Raw genomic sequence first — 16,156 nt, 5'->3', positions numbered from 1 at the left:
TCATTATTTCTGGCAGGCAGCTGAAGCACTTAGGGATAAATCGGGTGCTATACAAGCCCCTTATGTCATGGTAATCCTGTTAACACTCGTCTAAAAAAAGCATAAGCAACCGTCGGGAAGGAACATGAAACCATCTCTCAGGCGCTCAACCGCAGCGCTGCTGGCATCGTCATTGTTATTAACCATCGGTCGGGGGGCAACGCTGCCGTTCATGACCATTTATCTCACGCGCGTGTTTAATATGAGCGTCGAGAATATTGGTTATGCCCTGACGATTGCGCTGACCGTTGGCGTGGTGTTCAGCCTGGGATTTGGCATTCTGGCCGATAAGTTTGATAAAAAACGCTACATGCTGATCGCGATCGTGGCTTTTATCGCCGGTTTTGTCGCGATCCCGCTGGTGGATAACGTCAGCCTGGTAGTGCTGTTCTTTTCCCTGATCAACTGCGCCTATTCCGTCTTTTCGACGGTGCTGAAAGCCTGGTTCTCGGACGTGCTGACCTCCAGCCAGAAAGCGCGCGTCTTCTCGCTCAACTACAGCTTCCTGAACATTGGCTGGACGATCGGACCGCCGATTGGCACCCTGCTGGTGATGTACAGCCTGCAGCTGCCGTTCTGGCTGGCGGCCTTCTGCGCCGCGCTGCCGCTCGGGTTTATACATTTCTTCGTGCAAAAAAGCGTCGCGCTGGATACCGCCGAGGAGAAGATGCCCTGGCAGCCGTCGGTGCTGCTGAAAGATCGCGCCCTGTTCTGGTTCACCCTCTCCGGCCTGCTCGCGTCTTACGTGGGCGGATCGTTCGCCAGCTGCATTTCGCAATACGTACTGGCCGCCAATGCCGACAGCGATTTTGCCCAGAAGGTGGTCGCCGTGGTGCTGCCCGTTAACGCCGCCGTGGTGGTGACGCTGCAGTACGCGCTGGGACGCAAGATCTCCGCCAGCAATATTCGGCCTTTAATGACCGCCGCAACGCTGTTTTTTATCCTGGGGCTGGGAGGCTTTATGCTCTCCGGGGAGAACCTGATTTACTGGGGCATCGCCGCCGCCATCTTTACGCTGGGTGAGATTATCTACGCACCGGGTGAATACATGCTGATCGACAACATCGCCCCGCCGGGGATGAAGGCCAGCTATTTTTCCGCGCAGGCGCTGGGCTGGCTCGGCGCGGCGGCAAACCCGATGATCACCGGCATTATCCTGACCAACCTGCCGCACTGGTCGCTGTTTGCAATCATGATGGTTGCCATCGTCGTTGCCTGGCTGATGATTTTGCGGGGAATGAGCGTGAAGGCGTGGAACGAATCCCCCAAAGCGGCGTAAAAAATAGTGGCCGGGTAAGGCGAAGCCGCCCCCCGGCAATAACGCATCAGTGGTGCAGCATCTCCTCCACAACCTGCTCTTTGTACATCTCGTTTGGATAATAGGTCGGCCAGTTGTCCATCTCTTTCAGCAGCGCCTCGTGGGAGGTATTGCCCATAAAAATATGGAAGTGCGATGAGGCTTTCGGCCCGATGATGTGGTCGCTGAACTGCACGAACTTCGGTGCCTTGCTGTCGGCATCCTTACACTCAAACAGATAGCGAACGCCTTTTTTGCCCGATGCGTAGGTCAGAATTTTGTAGCCACTGTAGTCATACTGACAGCTGCTGACCGCCTTGCCTCTGTGGAATTCCATTACATTATTTTCAATGCCGATGGCATCCACGTCCGTGGCATATCCCTTGCGGTAATACGCTTTCACCTCGTCAAAGGTTTTGCTTTTATCCTTCTGCGCTTTCTGTTTGAAGACCGGATCCAGCGAACCGTCCAGCAGGAACGGATACACCGACTGCCAGGTGCCGTCCCAGTCGGACAGCGCTCTGTCCTTTACGTCTTTATCCTCAAACACGCCGTTTGCCGCCTTCTGTTCCGCTTCGGTCATCTGATGGCCGTGCGAGTGAGCAAACAGCTGGCCACTGACCAGCAGCGCCCCCAGAGTCATGGCAAATTTTCCAATATGTGCAGCCAAAGTAACGCCCTCATTCCGTTTTATAAGAATGAGGATGTTATATTATAACATTTCAGATCGCAACCAGCCCGCGAACGCCCTCCTGCTCCATATTTTCGCCCCTCCCGCGCTGAATGATAGTGCCGCGGGACATCAGGAGATAGCTGTCGGCCAGCTCGGCGGCAAAGTCGTAAAACTGCTCGACGAGCAGGATTGCCATGTCGCCTCTGTTTGCCAGGGTGCGGATCACCTGGCCAATCTCTTTGATGACGGAAGGCTGTATGCCTTCCGTCGGTTCGTCCAGAATCAGCAGCTGCGGACGGCTCGCCAGCGCGCGACCAATCGCCAGCTGCTGCTGCTGCCCGCCGGAGAGATCGCCCCCGCGGCGGTGCTTCATCTCTTTGAGAACCGGGAACAGCTGCCAGATCTCGTCAGGAACCTGCTTTGCCTCGCGGGCGGAAAAACGCGAAAGCCCAAGCAAAAGGTTCTCTTCCACGGTCAGGCGCGGGAAAATCTCGCGGCCCTGCGGGACATACGCCACGCCGGACTGCACCCGCTGGTGCGGCCTGCTGTGGGTGATCGTTTTACCCTGCCAGATGACCTCCCCGGTTTTCGCCGGGATCAGCCCCATCAGGCACTTCAGCAGCGTGGTTTTCCCGACGCCGTTGCGGCCCAGCAGACAGGTGACTTCACCGGGAGCGGCTTCGAAGCTCACGCCGCGCAGGATATGGCTGCCGCCGTAGTACTGATTCAGTTCGTTAACCTGTAACATCATCGCTCCTTAGCGGCCCAGATAGACCTCAATCACCTGCTCGTTGGCCTGCACCTCGCGAAGCGAGCCTTCCGCCAGCACGCGCCCCTGATGCAGCACCGTGACGTGGTCGGCAATCGTTTCAACGAAGCCCATGTCGTGCTCCACCACCATCAGGGAATGCTTGCCCGCCAGGGTTTTGAACAGCTCGGCGGTGTATTCCGTTTCCGCATCGGTCATCCCGGCGGCGGGTTCATCCAGCAGCAGCAGGTGCGGGTCCTGCACCAGCAGCATGCCGATCTCCAGGAACTGTTTCTGCCCGTGCGAAAGCAGCCCGGCGCGACGGTCCCGCTCGCTGCCAAGGCGCAGAAGAACCAGCATCTCGTCAATGCGGTCCCGCTGCTCGCCGTTGAGTTTTGCCCGCAGGCTCGCCCAGACGGATTTATCGGTTTTCATGGCGATCTCAAGGTTCTCCCACACCGTCAGCGCTTCAAAGACCGTGGGTTTCTGGAATTTTCGGCCAATCCCCTGGCGAGCAATGGCCGCAGGCTCCAGCCCGGTCAGGTCGATGGACTGGTCGTAAATCGCTCTCCCGCTTTTGGGTCGGGTTTTGCCGGTGATCACGTCCATCAGCGTGGTTTTACCCGCCCCGTTGGGGCCAATCACGCAGCGCAACTCGCCCACGCCGATATTCAGGGAGAGATCGGTCAGCGCCTGGAAGCCGTCGAAACTGACGTTAATGGCCTCAAGTTGAAGCACCGGGTCAGTCTGGTCCCGGTAGCGATCACCGGGCAACTGGCGGGTAAATAACTCTTCCGTTGGCTGCATTATTTCTCTCCCTTACGCAACAGACCGTAGACGCCGCGCGGCAGGAACAGCGTGACGGCGATAAAAATCAGCCCCAGAAACAGCTGCCAGTACTCCGGCATGGCAACGGTAAAGAAGCTTTTCGCCCCGTTCACCAGCGCCGCGCCAATCACCGGCCCCACCAGGGTGCCGCGCCCGCCCAGCGCCACCCAGATGGCGGCTTCTATCGAGTTGGTCGGCGACATTTCACCGGGGTTAATGATGCCCACCTGCGGAACGTACAGCGCCCCCGCCAGGCCGCACAGCACGGCGGAGAGCGTCCATACCAGCAGCTTGAACCCGCGCGGATCGTACCCGCAGAACGTCAGGCGGTTTTCCGCGTCGCGCACGGCGGTCAGGATGCGGCCAAACTTGCTCTTCGCCAGCGCAAATCCGGTGCCCAACGCCAGAAGCAGCAACAGCACCGTCGCCAGGAACAGCGCGATGCGGGTGGTCGTTTCCGTCACCGAAAACCCAAGCAGCGTGGTAAAACTGGTAAAGCCGTTATTGCCGCCAAAGCCGGTTTCGTTGCGAAAGAACAGCAGCATGCCCGCGTAGGTCAGCGCCTGGGTCATAATCGAGAAGTAAACCCCTTTGATCTTCGAGCGGAAGGCAAACCAGCCAAACACCAGCGCCAGCAAACCCGGCACCATCACGATCAGCACCAGCGCCCAGGCAAAGTGCTGGGTGCCCCACCAGAACCACGGCAGCTCGCTCCAGGAGAGAAACGACATAAACGCGGGCAGGCCGTCGCCTGACGCCTGGCGCATCAGGTACATGCCCATCACATAGCCGCCCAGGGCGAAGAAGATGCCGTGTCCAAGAGAGAGCATGCCGGCGTAGCCCCACACCAGATCCAGCGCCACCGCAACGATGGCATAGCAGAGGATCTTGCCGATGAGCGTCAGCATCCAGGTCGACAGCGCCAGCGGATGCGTGGCGGGCAGCAAGGCGAAAAACGGTAAAATCAGCAGACACGCCACCAGCAGGCTGCCTGCAATCTGTGTCGTGCGCGGCGCTTTACGCGCCAGCGTTAAGGTCAGCGGCTGGCTCATCAGTCAATCACCCTCCCTTTCAGTGCAAACAGCCCCTGAGGGCGCTTCTGGATAAACAGGACGATCGCCACCAGAATCACGATCTTGCCCAGCACCGCACCCATCTGCGGCTCAAGGATTTTATTGAATATGCCCAGCCCGAACGCGGCGGCCACGCTGCCTGCCAGCTGGCCTACGCCACCGAGAACGACTACGAGGAACGAGTCGATGATGTACCCCTGACCAAGCTCCGGCCCGACGTTACCAAGCTGGGATAACGCCACGCCGCCTAACCCGGCGATCCCTGAACCCAGCCCAAACGCCAACATATCGACGCGCCCGGTCGGTACCCCACAGCAGGCGGCCATGCTGCGGTTTTGCGTCACCGCGCGCACGTTCAGACCAAGACGGGTTTTATTCAGAATCAGCCAGGTGAAGAACAGCACCAGCAGCACGAAGCCCAGCACCACAATGCGGTTCCACGGCAGGGTCAGGTTGGCAAAAACCTGTACCCCGCCGGAAAGCCATGCCGGGTTTGCCACCTCGAGGTTCTGGGCACCAAAGGTCATGCGCACCAGTTGGATGAGCATCAGGCTGATCCCCCATGTCGCCAACAGCGTTTCCAGCGGACGACCGTACAGGTGACGGATCACGGTGCGCTCCAGCACCATTCCAATGCCCGCCGTCAGGCAGAACGCTACCGGCAAGGCGATAACGGGATAGAGCGCCAGCCACTGAGGGGCAATCCCGGCCATTGCCTGCTGCACCATCCACGTAGCGTACGCCCCCAGCATCAGCATCTCGCCGTGGGCCATGTTAATGACGCCCAGCAGGCCGTAGGTGATCGCGAGCCCCAGCGCGGCCAGCAGCAGCACCGACCCCAGAGAAAGCCCCATAAATGCCTGGCCCAGCAGATCGCCCCACATCAGGCGATGCGTAATCTGGCTAAGGCTCTCTTCTGCGGCCGCGCGCACGCCGGCATCCGGCTCGGTCTGCGCCTGGGTAAACGGAGTGAGTCTGGACTGTACGTCCGGATCGTCTGACTGGCCCAGCAGTTCGACGGCCCTGCGGCGCACCTCCGGCTGCGGGCTCGCCAGCTGGAGGTTTGCCACCGCCAGCAGCAGCGTCTGACGCGCCACAGCGTCCGCTTCATCCCCGGCGCGCTTTTCCAGAAAAGCGAGCATGTCGGGCTGAGCATCACGCTGGAGCTGACGGGCTGCCGCCCGCCTTTCGGTGACACTGTCACTAACAAGCTGATGCGTGGCAATGGCCGTTGCAGCCAGCACGCGCAGCCGGTTTGTCAGGCGTACGGCTTTGGTTTGCCCTACTGCCGCGCGGGCGTCACCGAGCGAAACCATTTCGCCATTACGCTTCGCAAAGGCGTGCTTTTGGCTGTCGGTATACAGGTTTTCCTTTTGCAGGGACTGAAGCAGCGGAAGCCTGGCGGCATCCGGCGCGGCGGCCCACTGCGTGAGGAGCTCCGCCTGCTGGCCGCGGCTGGCGGCAACAAAACGATCGGCATCCGATGCCTGCGCCATCCCTGGCAGCAGTCCGGAAAGCCATACAAGAGCGATGAACATGCGCATGGCGTTCATGACGTTTCTCCCTGAGGCAATGGCCTAGTTGCTGGCGGTTTTCATCGGCTGGTCGGGCTTTTTGTCATTCCCGGCGATGAACGGACTCCACGGCTGGGCGCGTACTGGCTGTTCCGTCTGCCAGACCACGTTGAACTGGCCGTTGCCTTCAATTTCACCGATCATGACCGGCTTATGCAGATGATGGTTGGTGGCATCCATGGTGAGCGTAAAGCCAGACGGCGCCTTAAATGACTGACCGGCCATCGCCGCGCGCACTTTATCCACGTCGGTGGTGCCCGCTTTTTCCACCGCCTGTGCCCACATGTGGATCCCCACGTAAGTCGCTTCCATCGGGTCGTTTGTCACGACGGTATCGGCATTCGGCAGCTTGTGCGCCTTCGCATAGGCTTTGTAATCCGCGACGAACGCCTGGTTGGTTGGATTATCCACGGACTCAAAGTAGTTCCACGCCGCCAGGTTACCCACCAGCGGTTTGGTGTCGATTCCGCGTAGCTCTTCTTCGCCGACAGAGAACGCCACCACCGGCACGTCGGTGGCCTTCAGCCCCTGGTTAGCCAGCTCTTTGTAGAACGGCACGTTGGAGTCGCCGTTGATGGTCGACACCACGGCGGTTTTGCCGCCGGCGGAGAATTTCTTGATGCTGGCGACGATGGTCTGGTAGTCGCTGTGACCAAACGGGGTGTAAACCTCTTCGATGTCCTTATCCTCAACCCCTTTCGAATGCAGGAACGCGCGCAGGATTTTGTTGGTGGTGCGCGGGTAAACGTAGTCGGTCCCCAGCAGGAAGAAGCGCTTCGCCCCGCCGCCGTCTTCGCTCATCAGGTATTCCACCGCCGGGATAGCCTGCTGGTTCGGCGCCGCGCCGGTATAGAAGACGTTTGGCGACATTTCCTCGCCCTCATACTGCACCGGATAGAACAGCAGGCCGTTCAGCTCCTCGAAAACCGGCAGTACGGATTTGCGCGAAACCGACGTCCAGCAGCCGAACACCACCGCCACTTTATCCTGGCTCAGTAGCTGGCGTGCCTTCTCGGCAAACAGCGGCCAGTTTGAGGCTGGATCCACCACCACAGGCTCCAGTTTCTTACCCAGCACGCCGCCTTTGGCGTTGATCTCGTCGATGGTCATCAGGGCGACGTCCTTTAGCGGGGTTTCGGAGATGGCCATCGTGCCGGACAGAGAGTGCATGATCCCCACTTTGATGGTGTCGGCCGCCTGCACGCCAAAACTCATTCCCATCGCCACGACGGACGCGGATAACGCAAAGGCTTTTAATAAGGTACGACGCTGCATATTTTCACTCCTGAAAAAGAACGCTGTGCGAAAACGTCCGTTACGGCATGGACGCGGAAATAAAGGTGTCAGCGAAGCAGGAGCAAAAAGGATGCCAGAATGGAGGATGCGCTATTGCAGGAGACAGACGGCAGGATGTAAAGAGAACGACTCAGAATGGCACAGCGCTGCACTTTTATAATGCAGCGCTGAGGAAGCGGTTTTACCAGACTTCGCTGGCGATCTGCGTCACCAGACGGACCTTATCCCACTGCTGGGACTCGCTCAGGCTGTTGCCCTCTTCGGTGGAGGCAAAACCGCACTGCGGGCTGAGGCAGATTTGCTCTTTCGCCACGTATTTCGCCGCCTCTTCCAGACGGGCCTTCACGCCTTCCGGGTTCTCCAGCTCACCGTTTTTCGTGGTGATCAGGCCCAGCACCACCTGCTGCTTGCCCGGGCGAACGAAGCGCAGCGGCGCGAAATCCCCGCTGCGGTCGTTATCGTATTCCAGGAAGAATGCGTCAACGTTGACCGTCCCGAACAGCACTTCCGCCACCGGCTCGTAGCCGCCTTCGGAAATCCAGGTTGAACGGAAGTTACCGCGGCAGACGTGCAGCCCGATGGTCAGATCCTCCGGCTTGCCTTCCAGAGCCTTGTTCAGTACGCGGGCATAGATTTGCGCCAGCTCATCGGCATCGTCGCCGCGCTCGCGGATCTGACGGCGCTGGTCGTCCGAGCAGAGGTAGGCCCAGACGGTGTCGTCCAACTGCAGATAACGGCAGCCCGCGTCGTAGAATGCGCGTATCGCGTCGCGCCAGGTGGTTGCCAGATCGTCGAAATAGTCGTTCAGATCAGGATACACCGTCGCGTCGATGTCTTTGCGCCCGCCGCGGAAATGGAGCACGCTTGGGCTGGGAATGGTCATCTTCGGCTGGGCATTGCCGCTGATGCTTTTCAGATAGCGGAAGTCTTCCAGCATCGGGTGGTCGCCAAAGCCCAGCTTGCCGGTCACGCGCACGCCGTGGGCTTTGGTTTGTACTCCGTTGAACTGAATCCCCTGCTGTGAATCGTAACGCTCAACGCCCTGAAGACCGTCGAAGAAATCGAAGTGCCACCAGGCACGGCGAAATTCACCGTCGGTCACCACATGCAGGCCGCACGCGCACTGCTGCTCGACGACGTGGCGAATAGCCTCGTCCTCCACCGCGCGAAGCTGTCCGGCATCAATCTCGCCGCTGGCGAACTTCAGGCGAGCCTGCTTGATGGCATCCGGGCGTAAAAAGCTGCCGACTACGTCGGCGCGGTATGGGGCGTGCTGTCGTTGCATGGAAATCTCCTCAGTCTGCCGGTATTGATTGCCCGCAGTGATAATTCATCATTTGAATCTTTAGACTTCTGGATGTCTAAATGTCCAAAAAAGATGTCATACCTTACCGTTTCCGGCAAACGAGAAAATTTCACGGGTGTTGAAAAAAATTCATCTTCACAGCGCGTCAGCGTGCGCCTGGCTGGCAAAGGCGTAGCGTTCATCTTCCCAGCCGGTGATGCCGCCGAGCATGATTTTGACCGGCAGCCCGAGACGCGCCAGCTTCAGCGCCGCCCTGTCCGCGCCGTTACAGTGTGGCCCCGCACAGTAGACGACAAACAGCGTACCTTCCGGCCATTGGGCCATGCGCTCAGCGGTCATCTGGCTCCACGGCATATGCAGAGCGCCCGGCACATGGCGGCGGGCAAACTGCTCCGGGCTCCCCACCACATGCAGCAGCACGAAGTCCTGCTCATTATTGGCGATGGCGTGATGCACGTCGGCGCAGTCGGTTTCGACGCTCAGGCGACGCAGAAAATGGGTAACGGCTTCCTGCGGCTCGGCAGCCGGAAAATCAGTAACATAGCTCATGATCCTTCCTCATCTTTGGCGTTTGTGTTAACACTACTCTATCCACAAATTCAGCCCGTGAATGCGCTCGCTTATGCCAGAAAACAGCAAAAAGATGACAAACTTAAGACAGGTTACCCGCCCGCAGGTGGTGGTGCTGGCGTATGACGGGCTATGTACCTTTGAGTTTGGCGTGGCGGTTGAGATTTTTGGCCTGCCGCGTCCGGAGCTGGGCGACGACTGGTATCGTTTTGCGGTGGCGAGCGTGGATAGCGGAGAACTGCGGGCGACCGGCGGGATCCGCATCGTTACCGATGGGGACTTGAGCCTGCTTGCGTCGGCGGACCAGATCGTGGTTCCCGGCTGGCGGGGGCTGGACTCACCGGTTCCTCCGGCGCTCTGCGAGGCGCTACGCCAGGCCAGCGCGCGCGGATGTCAGCTGCTGTCCATCTGCTCGGGCGTGTTCGTGCTGGCCGCTACGGGGCTGCTGAACGGACGTAAAGCCACGACGCACTGGCGCTACATTGACGCGCTTAAGGTTCGCTACCCTGACATCGAGGTGGTTGAGGATGTGCTCTACCAGGATGAGGGCGATATCCTGACCTCCGCGGGCAGCGCGGCGGGAATCGATCTCTGTCTGCACGTCGTCCGGCGGGACTATGGCATGGAAACCGCCAACAGCGTGGCGCGTCGGCTGGTGATCCCCCCTCACCGGGATGGTTCACAGCCGCAGCAGCTGAGCCGCCCGGTGGCGCAGCTGCGTGAGAGCCAGCGCCTGGGCCAGCTGTTTGATTTTCTGCACACGCACCTTGTCGAGCCGCACAGCGTCGATTCGCTGGCGCGTCGGGTCGGCATGAGCCAGCGCACCTTTCTTCGTCGCTTCGAGGCGGCAACGGGCACGACGCCCGCACGCTGGCTGCTTAATGAACGCCTGCTGAGAGCAAAAGATTATCTGGAGAGCAGCCGTTTAAGCATCGACAGCATCGCGGAACAGACCGGGTTTGGTCAGGCGTCGACGCTGCGTCATCATTTTCGTCAGCAGTTCGCGCTTTCCCCGGCTCAGTATCGCAAACAATTTTCACGTTCTGATACTGCCCGCTAGCGGCAAAAGCGCAAAAAAAACCGCCATTATCTGGCGGTAAATGCTTGCATGGATAGATTTGTATTTTGGTCTCTACGTCCCCGACGCTCCATGGTCGGGCAGCGGATCTCATACAAACTAACACTGGCTGTCTCAACGAAAGCTAAACAGCCTGATTAACTCGCGCTGGTGTTGATTTGTAAATAGCGCATCAGGCCCTGCTCAGCGCTCTGCCTGGCATCATCGTTAAGGGCCTCGAGATAAAACGATCGCGATACGCCATAGGGAGCCTTTTCAGAGGGATATACCGCAAACTGGAATGTTTTTCCCCGTGCCGGATGGGTGCAGTCTAATTCCCAGCGCTGTTCATTTACTCTTTTACTAGTGCAGGCTACGCGTCCATAGTCGCTGGTTAAATAGGAACCAACGCGAATTTCAGCGGACTGAATATATTCTGGTTCGTCATTACCGATATAGCGAAATCCTGCGGTAGCCCCAACGGCAGCCACGAGGAGCGCAAGTGCGATTATTTTTTTCATTTATTTAGACTCATTCCTTAGCCAGAGAACCTCTATTATATAGGATTATCCTTAAAGTAAATGTCTGTTTCCGTACCAGAACAGGTAGTTTACAACGCGTAATTCGTATTTAGGATATTTCTTAAGAAGAATTCCGATCCTACAGTATTTGACACTTTCTTTGCCGTACTTTGAATTATTGAATAATAACGAGAAGAAATAATCGGCATGCTTATTCCCGCAATGTTATTCAGCGGTGAAACCATGGTGAAAAAAGGGTTATCTCTCGTCATGCTTATTTGTGCGCTGTTTTCCGGCCAGCTGATGGCCGGGCACAAAGGGCATGAATATGTTTGGGTAAAGAATGTGGAACATCAGCTACGGCATGAGGCCGACAGTGACGAGTTACGCAGTGTAGCGGAAGAGTCAGCGGAGGGTTTGCGCGAACACCACCTGTGGCAGAAATCGCGCAAACCGGACACGCACGTAAGGTAATTAACTGCCCTTGCGTTTCGGAAGGGTTTTCATCAGATCGTCCGGGCTCACGGACGCAACGATGCTGCCCGGCGGTGGCATTTTGAAAATGTGGTTTTTCATTTTGCCGATAACATGCATTTCACAAGGACGGCAGTCAAACTTCAGGGTCAGGACTTCGTCACCGTTGACCAGCTGCATGGGGGTGGCCTTCCAGCTTTTAATATTCCCTTTCGCCTGTTTCGGGCACAGGTTAAAAGCAAAGCGCAGGCAGTGCTTGGTGATCATAACCGGCACATCGCCCTTCTCTTCGTGCGCTTCATAGGCCGCGTCGATAAGCTGCACGCCGTGGCGATGATAAAATTCACGCGCTTTATGGTTGTAAACGTTGGCCAGGAACGATAAATGGGTGTCCGGATACACAGGCGCAGGAACGGATTCGGCCTTACGGCTGCCGCGCGGATACTGCGCCAGGCGTGCGGCATCCAGCATCTCTGCCGTTTCGCGGCGGAACTGGTTCAGCAGGCTGTTCGGCACGAACAGCGCGTCCGGCAGATTAACCTCGATGGCGCGCGCGTAGTAAATCGTCTGGCCCAGCTTCGCTACGCCGTCCTTCAGGCTGTTAAGCGCTTTATCCGCGTTGTTTGCCACCTCGAACAGGCCATCAAGGGTATGCGTTACGCTGATGCCGTCTTCGCAGGTCATGGTCAGGATCAGCTGCTCTTCCCAGCCGCCCAGCTCAATGTCCACCGCGATGCGACGCTCGCTGGAGGTTTTCAGCAACGCCTGCTGCCAGTTATGATCCAGGTTACGGTTGAGCGGCGCGTTCGGCCTTGCCTTGTAGAGATCGGCAGGCATTTCATTCGGCCAGACGCGGTAGCGGTTCTCGCCGGTTTTTTCGACCGTGTTGGCGCGGAAGCCCACCACTTCACGCTTAATCATCACGTTCAGGCCGTCGCCGTTCGCCAGCGGCTCGGTCACTTCAACGTCCAGGTAATCTTTCGCCACTTTCAACACTTCACCGACCGGTAAACCGATAAACTTCGGTGAGTCAAACGCGCCGATATCCCCTTTGCGGGCGTTCACGAAATAGTCCGTGCTGCCGCGGTGGAAGGTTTTGTCCGTTGACGGAATAAAGAAATGTTCGGTACGACCGGCCGAGGCGCGCGCCAGGTCACCGCGATCTTCGATGATGGCGTCCAGCATCTGGCGATAGTGCGCGGTGATGTTCTTCACGTAGCTCATATCTTTGTAGCGCCCTTCAATCTTGAAGGAACGCACGCCCGCGTCGATCAGCGCGCCCAGGTTGGCGGTCTGATCGTTATCCTTCATGGAAAGCAGGTGTTTTTCGAACGCCACCACGCGACCCTGGTCGTCTTTCAGGGTATACGGCAGACGGCAGGCCTGCGAGCAGTCGCCGCGGTTGGCGCTGCGGCCCGTCTGCGCGTGGGAGATGTTGCACTGGCCGGAATAGGCCACGCACAGCGCGCCGTGGATAAAGAATTCGATCGTCGCGTCGGTTGCCTGGTGAATATCGCGGATCTGATTGAGGTTCAGCTCGCGGGCCAGAACGATCTGCGAAAAGCCCACGTCGGAGAGAAACTTCGCCTTCTCAACCGTGCGGATATCGCACTGGGTGCTGGCATGCAGTTCGATAGGCGGAATATCCAGCTCAAGCACGCCCATGTCCTGAACAATCAGGGCATCGACGCCGGTCTGGTAGAGATCGGTAATCAGACGCTGCGCGGGTTCCAGCTCATCATCATGAAGAATGGTGTTCAGGGTCACGAACACTTTCGCCCCGAAACGGTGGGCGAACGGCACCAGATCGGCAATATCGCGCAGGCTGTTGCTGGCGTTATGGCGGGCACCGAAGCCAGGGCCGCCGATGTAGACGGCGTCAGCGCCATGAAGGATCGCTTCACGGGCAATGGCGGCGTCGCGGGCCGGGCTTAAAAGTTCAAGATGATGGGATTGCAGGCGCATACTTCGTCGTTATCCGTTATGGTCAAAATGGCGGCTATTGTAGTCAGAAGTATGCGCCAGCGAAACAGTTTTGCGTAGCCTCAGCGGGGATAATGGATCAGAGAGTGAAAATGCACCGGCCGGTCCCTGCTGTTGCGGTAGGCGTGCGGTTTATCGCCGGCAAAACGGACGCCAGAATCGGCATGCACCGTCTGCCACTCACCGTTGATGTTCATCTCCAGCTCGCCGCTGATGACCACCACATGTTCAATCACGCCTGCCTCATGCGGCGTGGACTCGCTCAGGGCACCCGGTGCCAGCGTGATGGAGAAATGATCGAACCGGAGCGTCTCATCCCAGGGAAAGAGCGGTTTGACCACCATCGCCTGCTGCTGTGAATCAAACACAGCTGGCCTGTCCGCCTCTGGCGTAATGAAAGCGGAAAACGGGACGTTCAGCCCGGTGGCGATTTTCCACAGCGTCGACACCGTCGGGCTGGACTCATTGCGCTCGATTTGCCCGAGCATCGCTTTCGACACGCCCGTTTCGTCCGCCAGCTTCGACAAACTCCAGCCGCGCGCCTGGCGCAGCGTTTTCAGCGTTGCTGCAAGATGTTGTGTAATGTCCATGCTCCCTCCTGATGGCCCTGAGCATACCACTTGTACGCTATAGCGCACAGTGTTACCTTATCGCGGACGTTATAACGCACAGCGGAGTTTCTATGCGCCCTACCTCTCATCTCGTTCCAGTCGTACTGGCTGGATTTGTCGCCGTTCTGGTCGGTTACGCCAGTTCAGCAGCTATCATCTGGCAGGCCGCCGCCGCGGCAGGCGCCAGCGCACAGCAGATTGCGGGCTGGATGACCGCGCTGGGGGTTGGGATGGGCGTCAGCACGCTGGCGCTCTCCTGGTGGTATAAAGCTCCGGTGCTGACCGCCTGGTCTACGCCCGGCGCGGCGCTACTCGCCACCAGCCTGCACGGCGTGACGCTGGCCGAGACAATCGGCGTGTTTATCTTCGCCAATGCGCTCATTTTACTCTGCGGAATTACCGGGCTTTTCGCCCGCCTGATGAAGCTGATCCCACACTCACTGGCTGCGGCCATGCTGGCAGGCGTACTCCTGCAGTTTGGGCTGCATGCGTTTGCCCATCTGGACGGGCACTTTCTGCTGTGCGGCAGCATGATTGCCGCGTGGCTGCTGGCAAAAGCGCTGGCACCGCGCTATGCAATCGTCGTTACGCTGCTGGTGGGCGGGATCGTGGCGTGGGCGGGAGGTGACGTTGTCACCGATAAAATCACCATTTCCTTCGTCACACCTGAGTTTATTGCGCCCACGTTCACCTTCACCAGCCTGGTGAGCATCGGCTTGCCCTTCTTCCTGGTGACCATGGCCTCGCAAAATGCGCCCGGTTTCGCGACCATGAAAGCGTCCGGCTATCCGCTGGCGGTCTCACCGCTCATTATTTTTACGGGCGGGCTGGCGCTGCTGCTGTCCCCCTTCGGCGTCTTTTCCATCTGCATAGCCGCCATTACCGCCGCTATCTGTCAAAGCCCGGATGCCCACCCCGATGCCGGTAAACGCTGGCTGGCGGCCATCGCGGCCGGCGGGTTTTATCTGCTGGCGGGAGTGTTCGGCGGATCCATCACCGGGATAATGGCTGCGCTGCCGCTCAGCTGGATCCAGACGCTGGCCGGTCTGGCGCTGCTGGGTACCATCAGCGGGAGTTTATATCAGGCGCTGAATCATGAAGCGGAGCGCGACGCGGCTATCGTCACGTTTCTGATGACCGCAAGCGGCGTCACGATCCTGGGCATCGGCTCGGCATTCTGGGGGCTGTTGCTGGGCGGCTTAAGCTATGCCCTGTTTTCACGCGCTCGCCGCGCGCAGCTGTGACGGCGTGATGCCCATGACGCTGCGAAAACGGTTACTGAAGTGGCTGGCGGAGTTAAACCCGCAGGCCAGCGCGATATCCGTCAGCGGCGTCGAGGTATGCTGCACCAGGTTTTTCGCTTTTTCCATGCGCCGTTGCATAACGTACTGATGCGGCGCCAGCCCCGTCGACTGGCGGAACATGCGGGCAAAATGATATTCGCTGAGTGCGGCCTGCGCCGCCAGATCGGCCAGCGTCAGGGGCTGTCCGAGGTTTTCTTCAATAAATGCCAGCACGTTGCGCAGAACAAACGGCGATAGCCCGCCGGTAACGACCGGGAGCTTCCACTGAACGTTGGCGTAGTTTTGCAGCAGGTGGGTCAACAGCAGCGTAGAGGCCGTGCTCAGGGTGAGCTGGTTGGCCTGCTGATGCCAGTCGCAGCCAAGCAGAAACTGGCGGTACAGCGCGGTGATCTTCGGGTCGCTGCCAAAAATGCGCTCGTCCAGAGTCAGCGACAGGGGCCGCTTGTCCCAGATTTTTTCGCCCACATCGCGCAGGTGTTCATCGGTGCAGTAGAGATGGACAAACGACAGGTCATCGCGGATGTCCCACGTCGATTCGCTCTCTTTCGGCATCAGACAGAAACGGTCCGGTCCCCCGCCGTTCTTCCAGCCGCCCGGCGTCTTTTGATAGCTTTCGTAACCGTCGGCGACGTACAGACTAAGGGTATGATGATTGCTTTTAACCGTTATCGTATCGTGCTTGTTGTACCACGCCGCCAGCTGAATGCCGGAATTGAGCGCGACCGTTTCCCGCAGGACCGCATTCTGCTGGCGAAGCGTTTCAAAGGTATCGTAAGCGTGAGACATAACCGTTAGCGCGTTA

At 58.6% G+C, this 16,156-nt stretch carries 16 protein-coding genes; 4 read left to right on the top strand and 12 right to left on the bottom strand.

Annotated elements, in window-relative coordinates; translation table 11 throughout:
- The first annotated feature begins 124 nt into the window (after positions 1-124).
- The gene (gene ydeE, locus AC2FAJ_RS02935; RefSeq protein WP_153655879.1) at positions 125-1,318 is read left to right on the top strand and encodes an efflux MFS transporter YdeE; all 1,194 of its coding nucleotides are present in this window, start codon (positions 125-127) and stop codon (positions 1,316-1,318) included.
- Positions 1,319-1,364: 46 nt separating this feature from the next.
- Here ydeE and zinT read toward each other — a convergent pair whose 3' ends face one another.
- From zinT to AC2FAJ_RS02895, 8 genes are all read right to left on the bottom strand, one after another.
- Positions 1,365-2,006 carry a metal-binding protein ZinT gene (gene zinT, locus AC2FAJ_RS02930; RefSeq protein ID WP_041910003.1) on the bottom strand — a complete coding sequence of 214 codons (642 nt, stop codon included), beginning with the start codon at positions 2,004-2,006 and terminating at the stop codon, positions 1,365-1,367.
- Positions 2,007-2,058: 52 nt separating this feature from the next.
- Positions 2,059-2,757, bottom strand: a complete 699-nt coding sequence (gene urtE / locus AC2FAJ_RS02925) for an urea ABC transporter ATP-binding subunit UrtE (protein ID WP_028013134.1) — start codon at positions 2,755-2,757, stop codon at positions 2,059-2,061.
- Between the two features lie 9 nt (positions 2,758-2,766).
- Positions 2,767-3,564, bottom strand: coding sequence for an urea ABC transporter ATP-binding protein UrtD (gene urtD, locus AC2FAJ_RS02920; protein WP_041910005.1), 798 nt, complete (start codon positions 3,562-3,564; stop codon positions 2,767-2,769).
- Complete coding sequence (gene urtC, locus AC2FAJ_RS02915; RefSeq protein WP_041910007.1) at positions 3,564-4,637, bottom strand: urea ABC transporter permease subunit UrtC; 1,074 nt, start codon at positions 4,635-4,637, stop codon at positions 3,564-3,566. Before urtC ends, urtD begins: the two co-directional genes overlap by 1 nt.
- Positions 4,637-6,211, bottom strand: a complete 1,575-nt coding sequence (gene urtB, locus AC2FAJ_RS02910) for an urea ABC transporter permease subunit UrtB (RefSeq protein WP_485453785.1) — start codon at positions 6,209-6,211, stop codon at positions 4,637-4,639. Before urtB ends, urtC begins: the two co-directional genes overlap by 1 nt.
- A 24-nt stretch (positions 6,212-6,235) precedes the next feature.
- Entirely contained in the window at positions 6,236-7,507 is a 1,272-nt protein-coding gene (gene urtA, locus AC2FAJ_RS02905) for an urea ABC transporter substrate-binding protein (protein WP_028013130.1), read from the bottom strand.
- Positions 7,508-7,709: 202 nt separating this feature from the next.
- Positions 7,710-8,813, bottom strand: coding sequence for a cobalamin-independent methionine synthase II family protein (locus tag AC2FAJ_RS02900; protein ID WP_041910011.1), 1,104 nt, complete (start codon positions 8,811-8,813; stop codon positions 7,710-7,712).
- Between the two features lie 156 nt (positions 8,814-8,969).
- Positions 8,970-9,383, bottom strand: coding sequence for a rhodanese-like domain-containing protein (locus tag AC2FAJ_RS02895; protein ID WP_485453784.1), 414 nt, complete (start codon positions 9,381-9,383; stop codon positions 8,970-8,972).
- Between the two features lie 73 nt (positions 9,384-9,456).
- Between AC2FAJ_RS02895 and ftrA the strand changes: the two genes are divergently transcribed.
- Entirely contained in the window at positions 9,457-10,464 is a 1,008-nt protein-coding gene (ftrA, locus tag AC2FAJ_RS02890) for a transcriptional regulator FtrA (RefSeq protein WP_485453783.1), read from the top strand.
- A 155-nt stretch (positions 10,465-10,619) separates the two neighbouring features.
- Here ftrA and AC2FAJ_RS02885 read toward each other — a convergent pair whose 3' ends face one another.
- A complete protein-coding gene (locus AC2FAJ_RS02885; RefSeq protein WP_041910018.1) occupies positions 10,620-10,982 on the bottom strand; it encodes a hypothetical protein in 363 nt (120 codons plus the stop codon).
- A gap of 243 nt (positions 10,983-11,225) precedes the next feature.
- Between AC2FAJ_RS02885 and AC2FAJ_RS02880 the strand changes: the two genes are divergently transcribed.
- Positions 11,226-11,456, top strand: a complete 231-nt coding sequence (locus AC2FAJ_RS02880) for a DUF2554 family protein (protein ID WP_028013125.1) — start codon at positions 11,226-11,228, stop codon at positions 11,454-11,456.
- Here the strand turns inward: AC2FAJ_RS02880 and AC2FAJ_RS02875 are convergent, their stop codons facing one another.
- Positions 11,457-13,421 (bottom strand): peptidase U32 family protein, encoded by a 1,965-nt coding sequence (locus AC2FAJ_RS02875; protein ID WP_060571848.1) that lies wholly within the window; start codon positions 13,419-13,421, stop codon positions 11,457-11,459.
- Positions 13,422-13,501: 80 nt separating this feature from the next.
- The gene (locus tag AC2FAJ_RS02870) at positions 13,502-14,029 is read right to left on the bottom strand and encodes a helix-turn-helix domain-containing protein (RefSeq protein WP_041910022.1); all 528 of its coding nucleotides are present in this window, start codon (positions 14,027-14,029) and stop codon (positions 13,502-13,504) included.
- Positions 14,030-14,121: 92 nt separating this feature from the next.
- On the opposite strand from AC2FAJ_RS02870, the gene AC2FAJ_RS02865 reads away from it, so the two are divergent.
- A complete protein-coding gene (locus AC2FAJ_RS02865; RefSeq protein ID WP_041910024.1) occupies positions 14,122-15,294 on the top strand; it encodes a benzoate/H(+) symporter BenE family transporter in 1,173 nt (390 codons plus the stop codon).
- Here the strand turns inward: AC2FAJ_RS02865 and AC2FAJ_RS02860 are convergent.
- Entirely contained in the window at positions 15,268-16,140 is an 873-nt protein-coding gene (locus AC2FAJ_RS02860; protein ID WP_041910025.1) for a helix-turn-helix transcriptional regulator, read from the bottom strand. The two genes, AC2FAJ_RS02865 and AC2FAJ_RS02860, sit on opposite strands and share 27 nt — an antisense overlap.
- Between the last annotated feature and the right edge of the window lie 16 nt (positions 16,141-16,156).

This window comes from Enterobacter cloacae complex sp. 385G4, assembly GCF_057320665.1.
The sequence above is the reverse complement of the archived record's forward strand: the minus strand, read 5'-3'. Positions and strand labels throughout refer to the sequence as shown.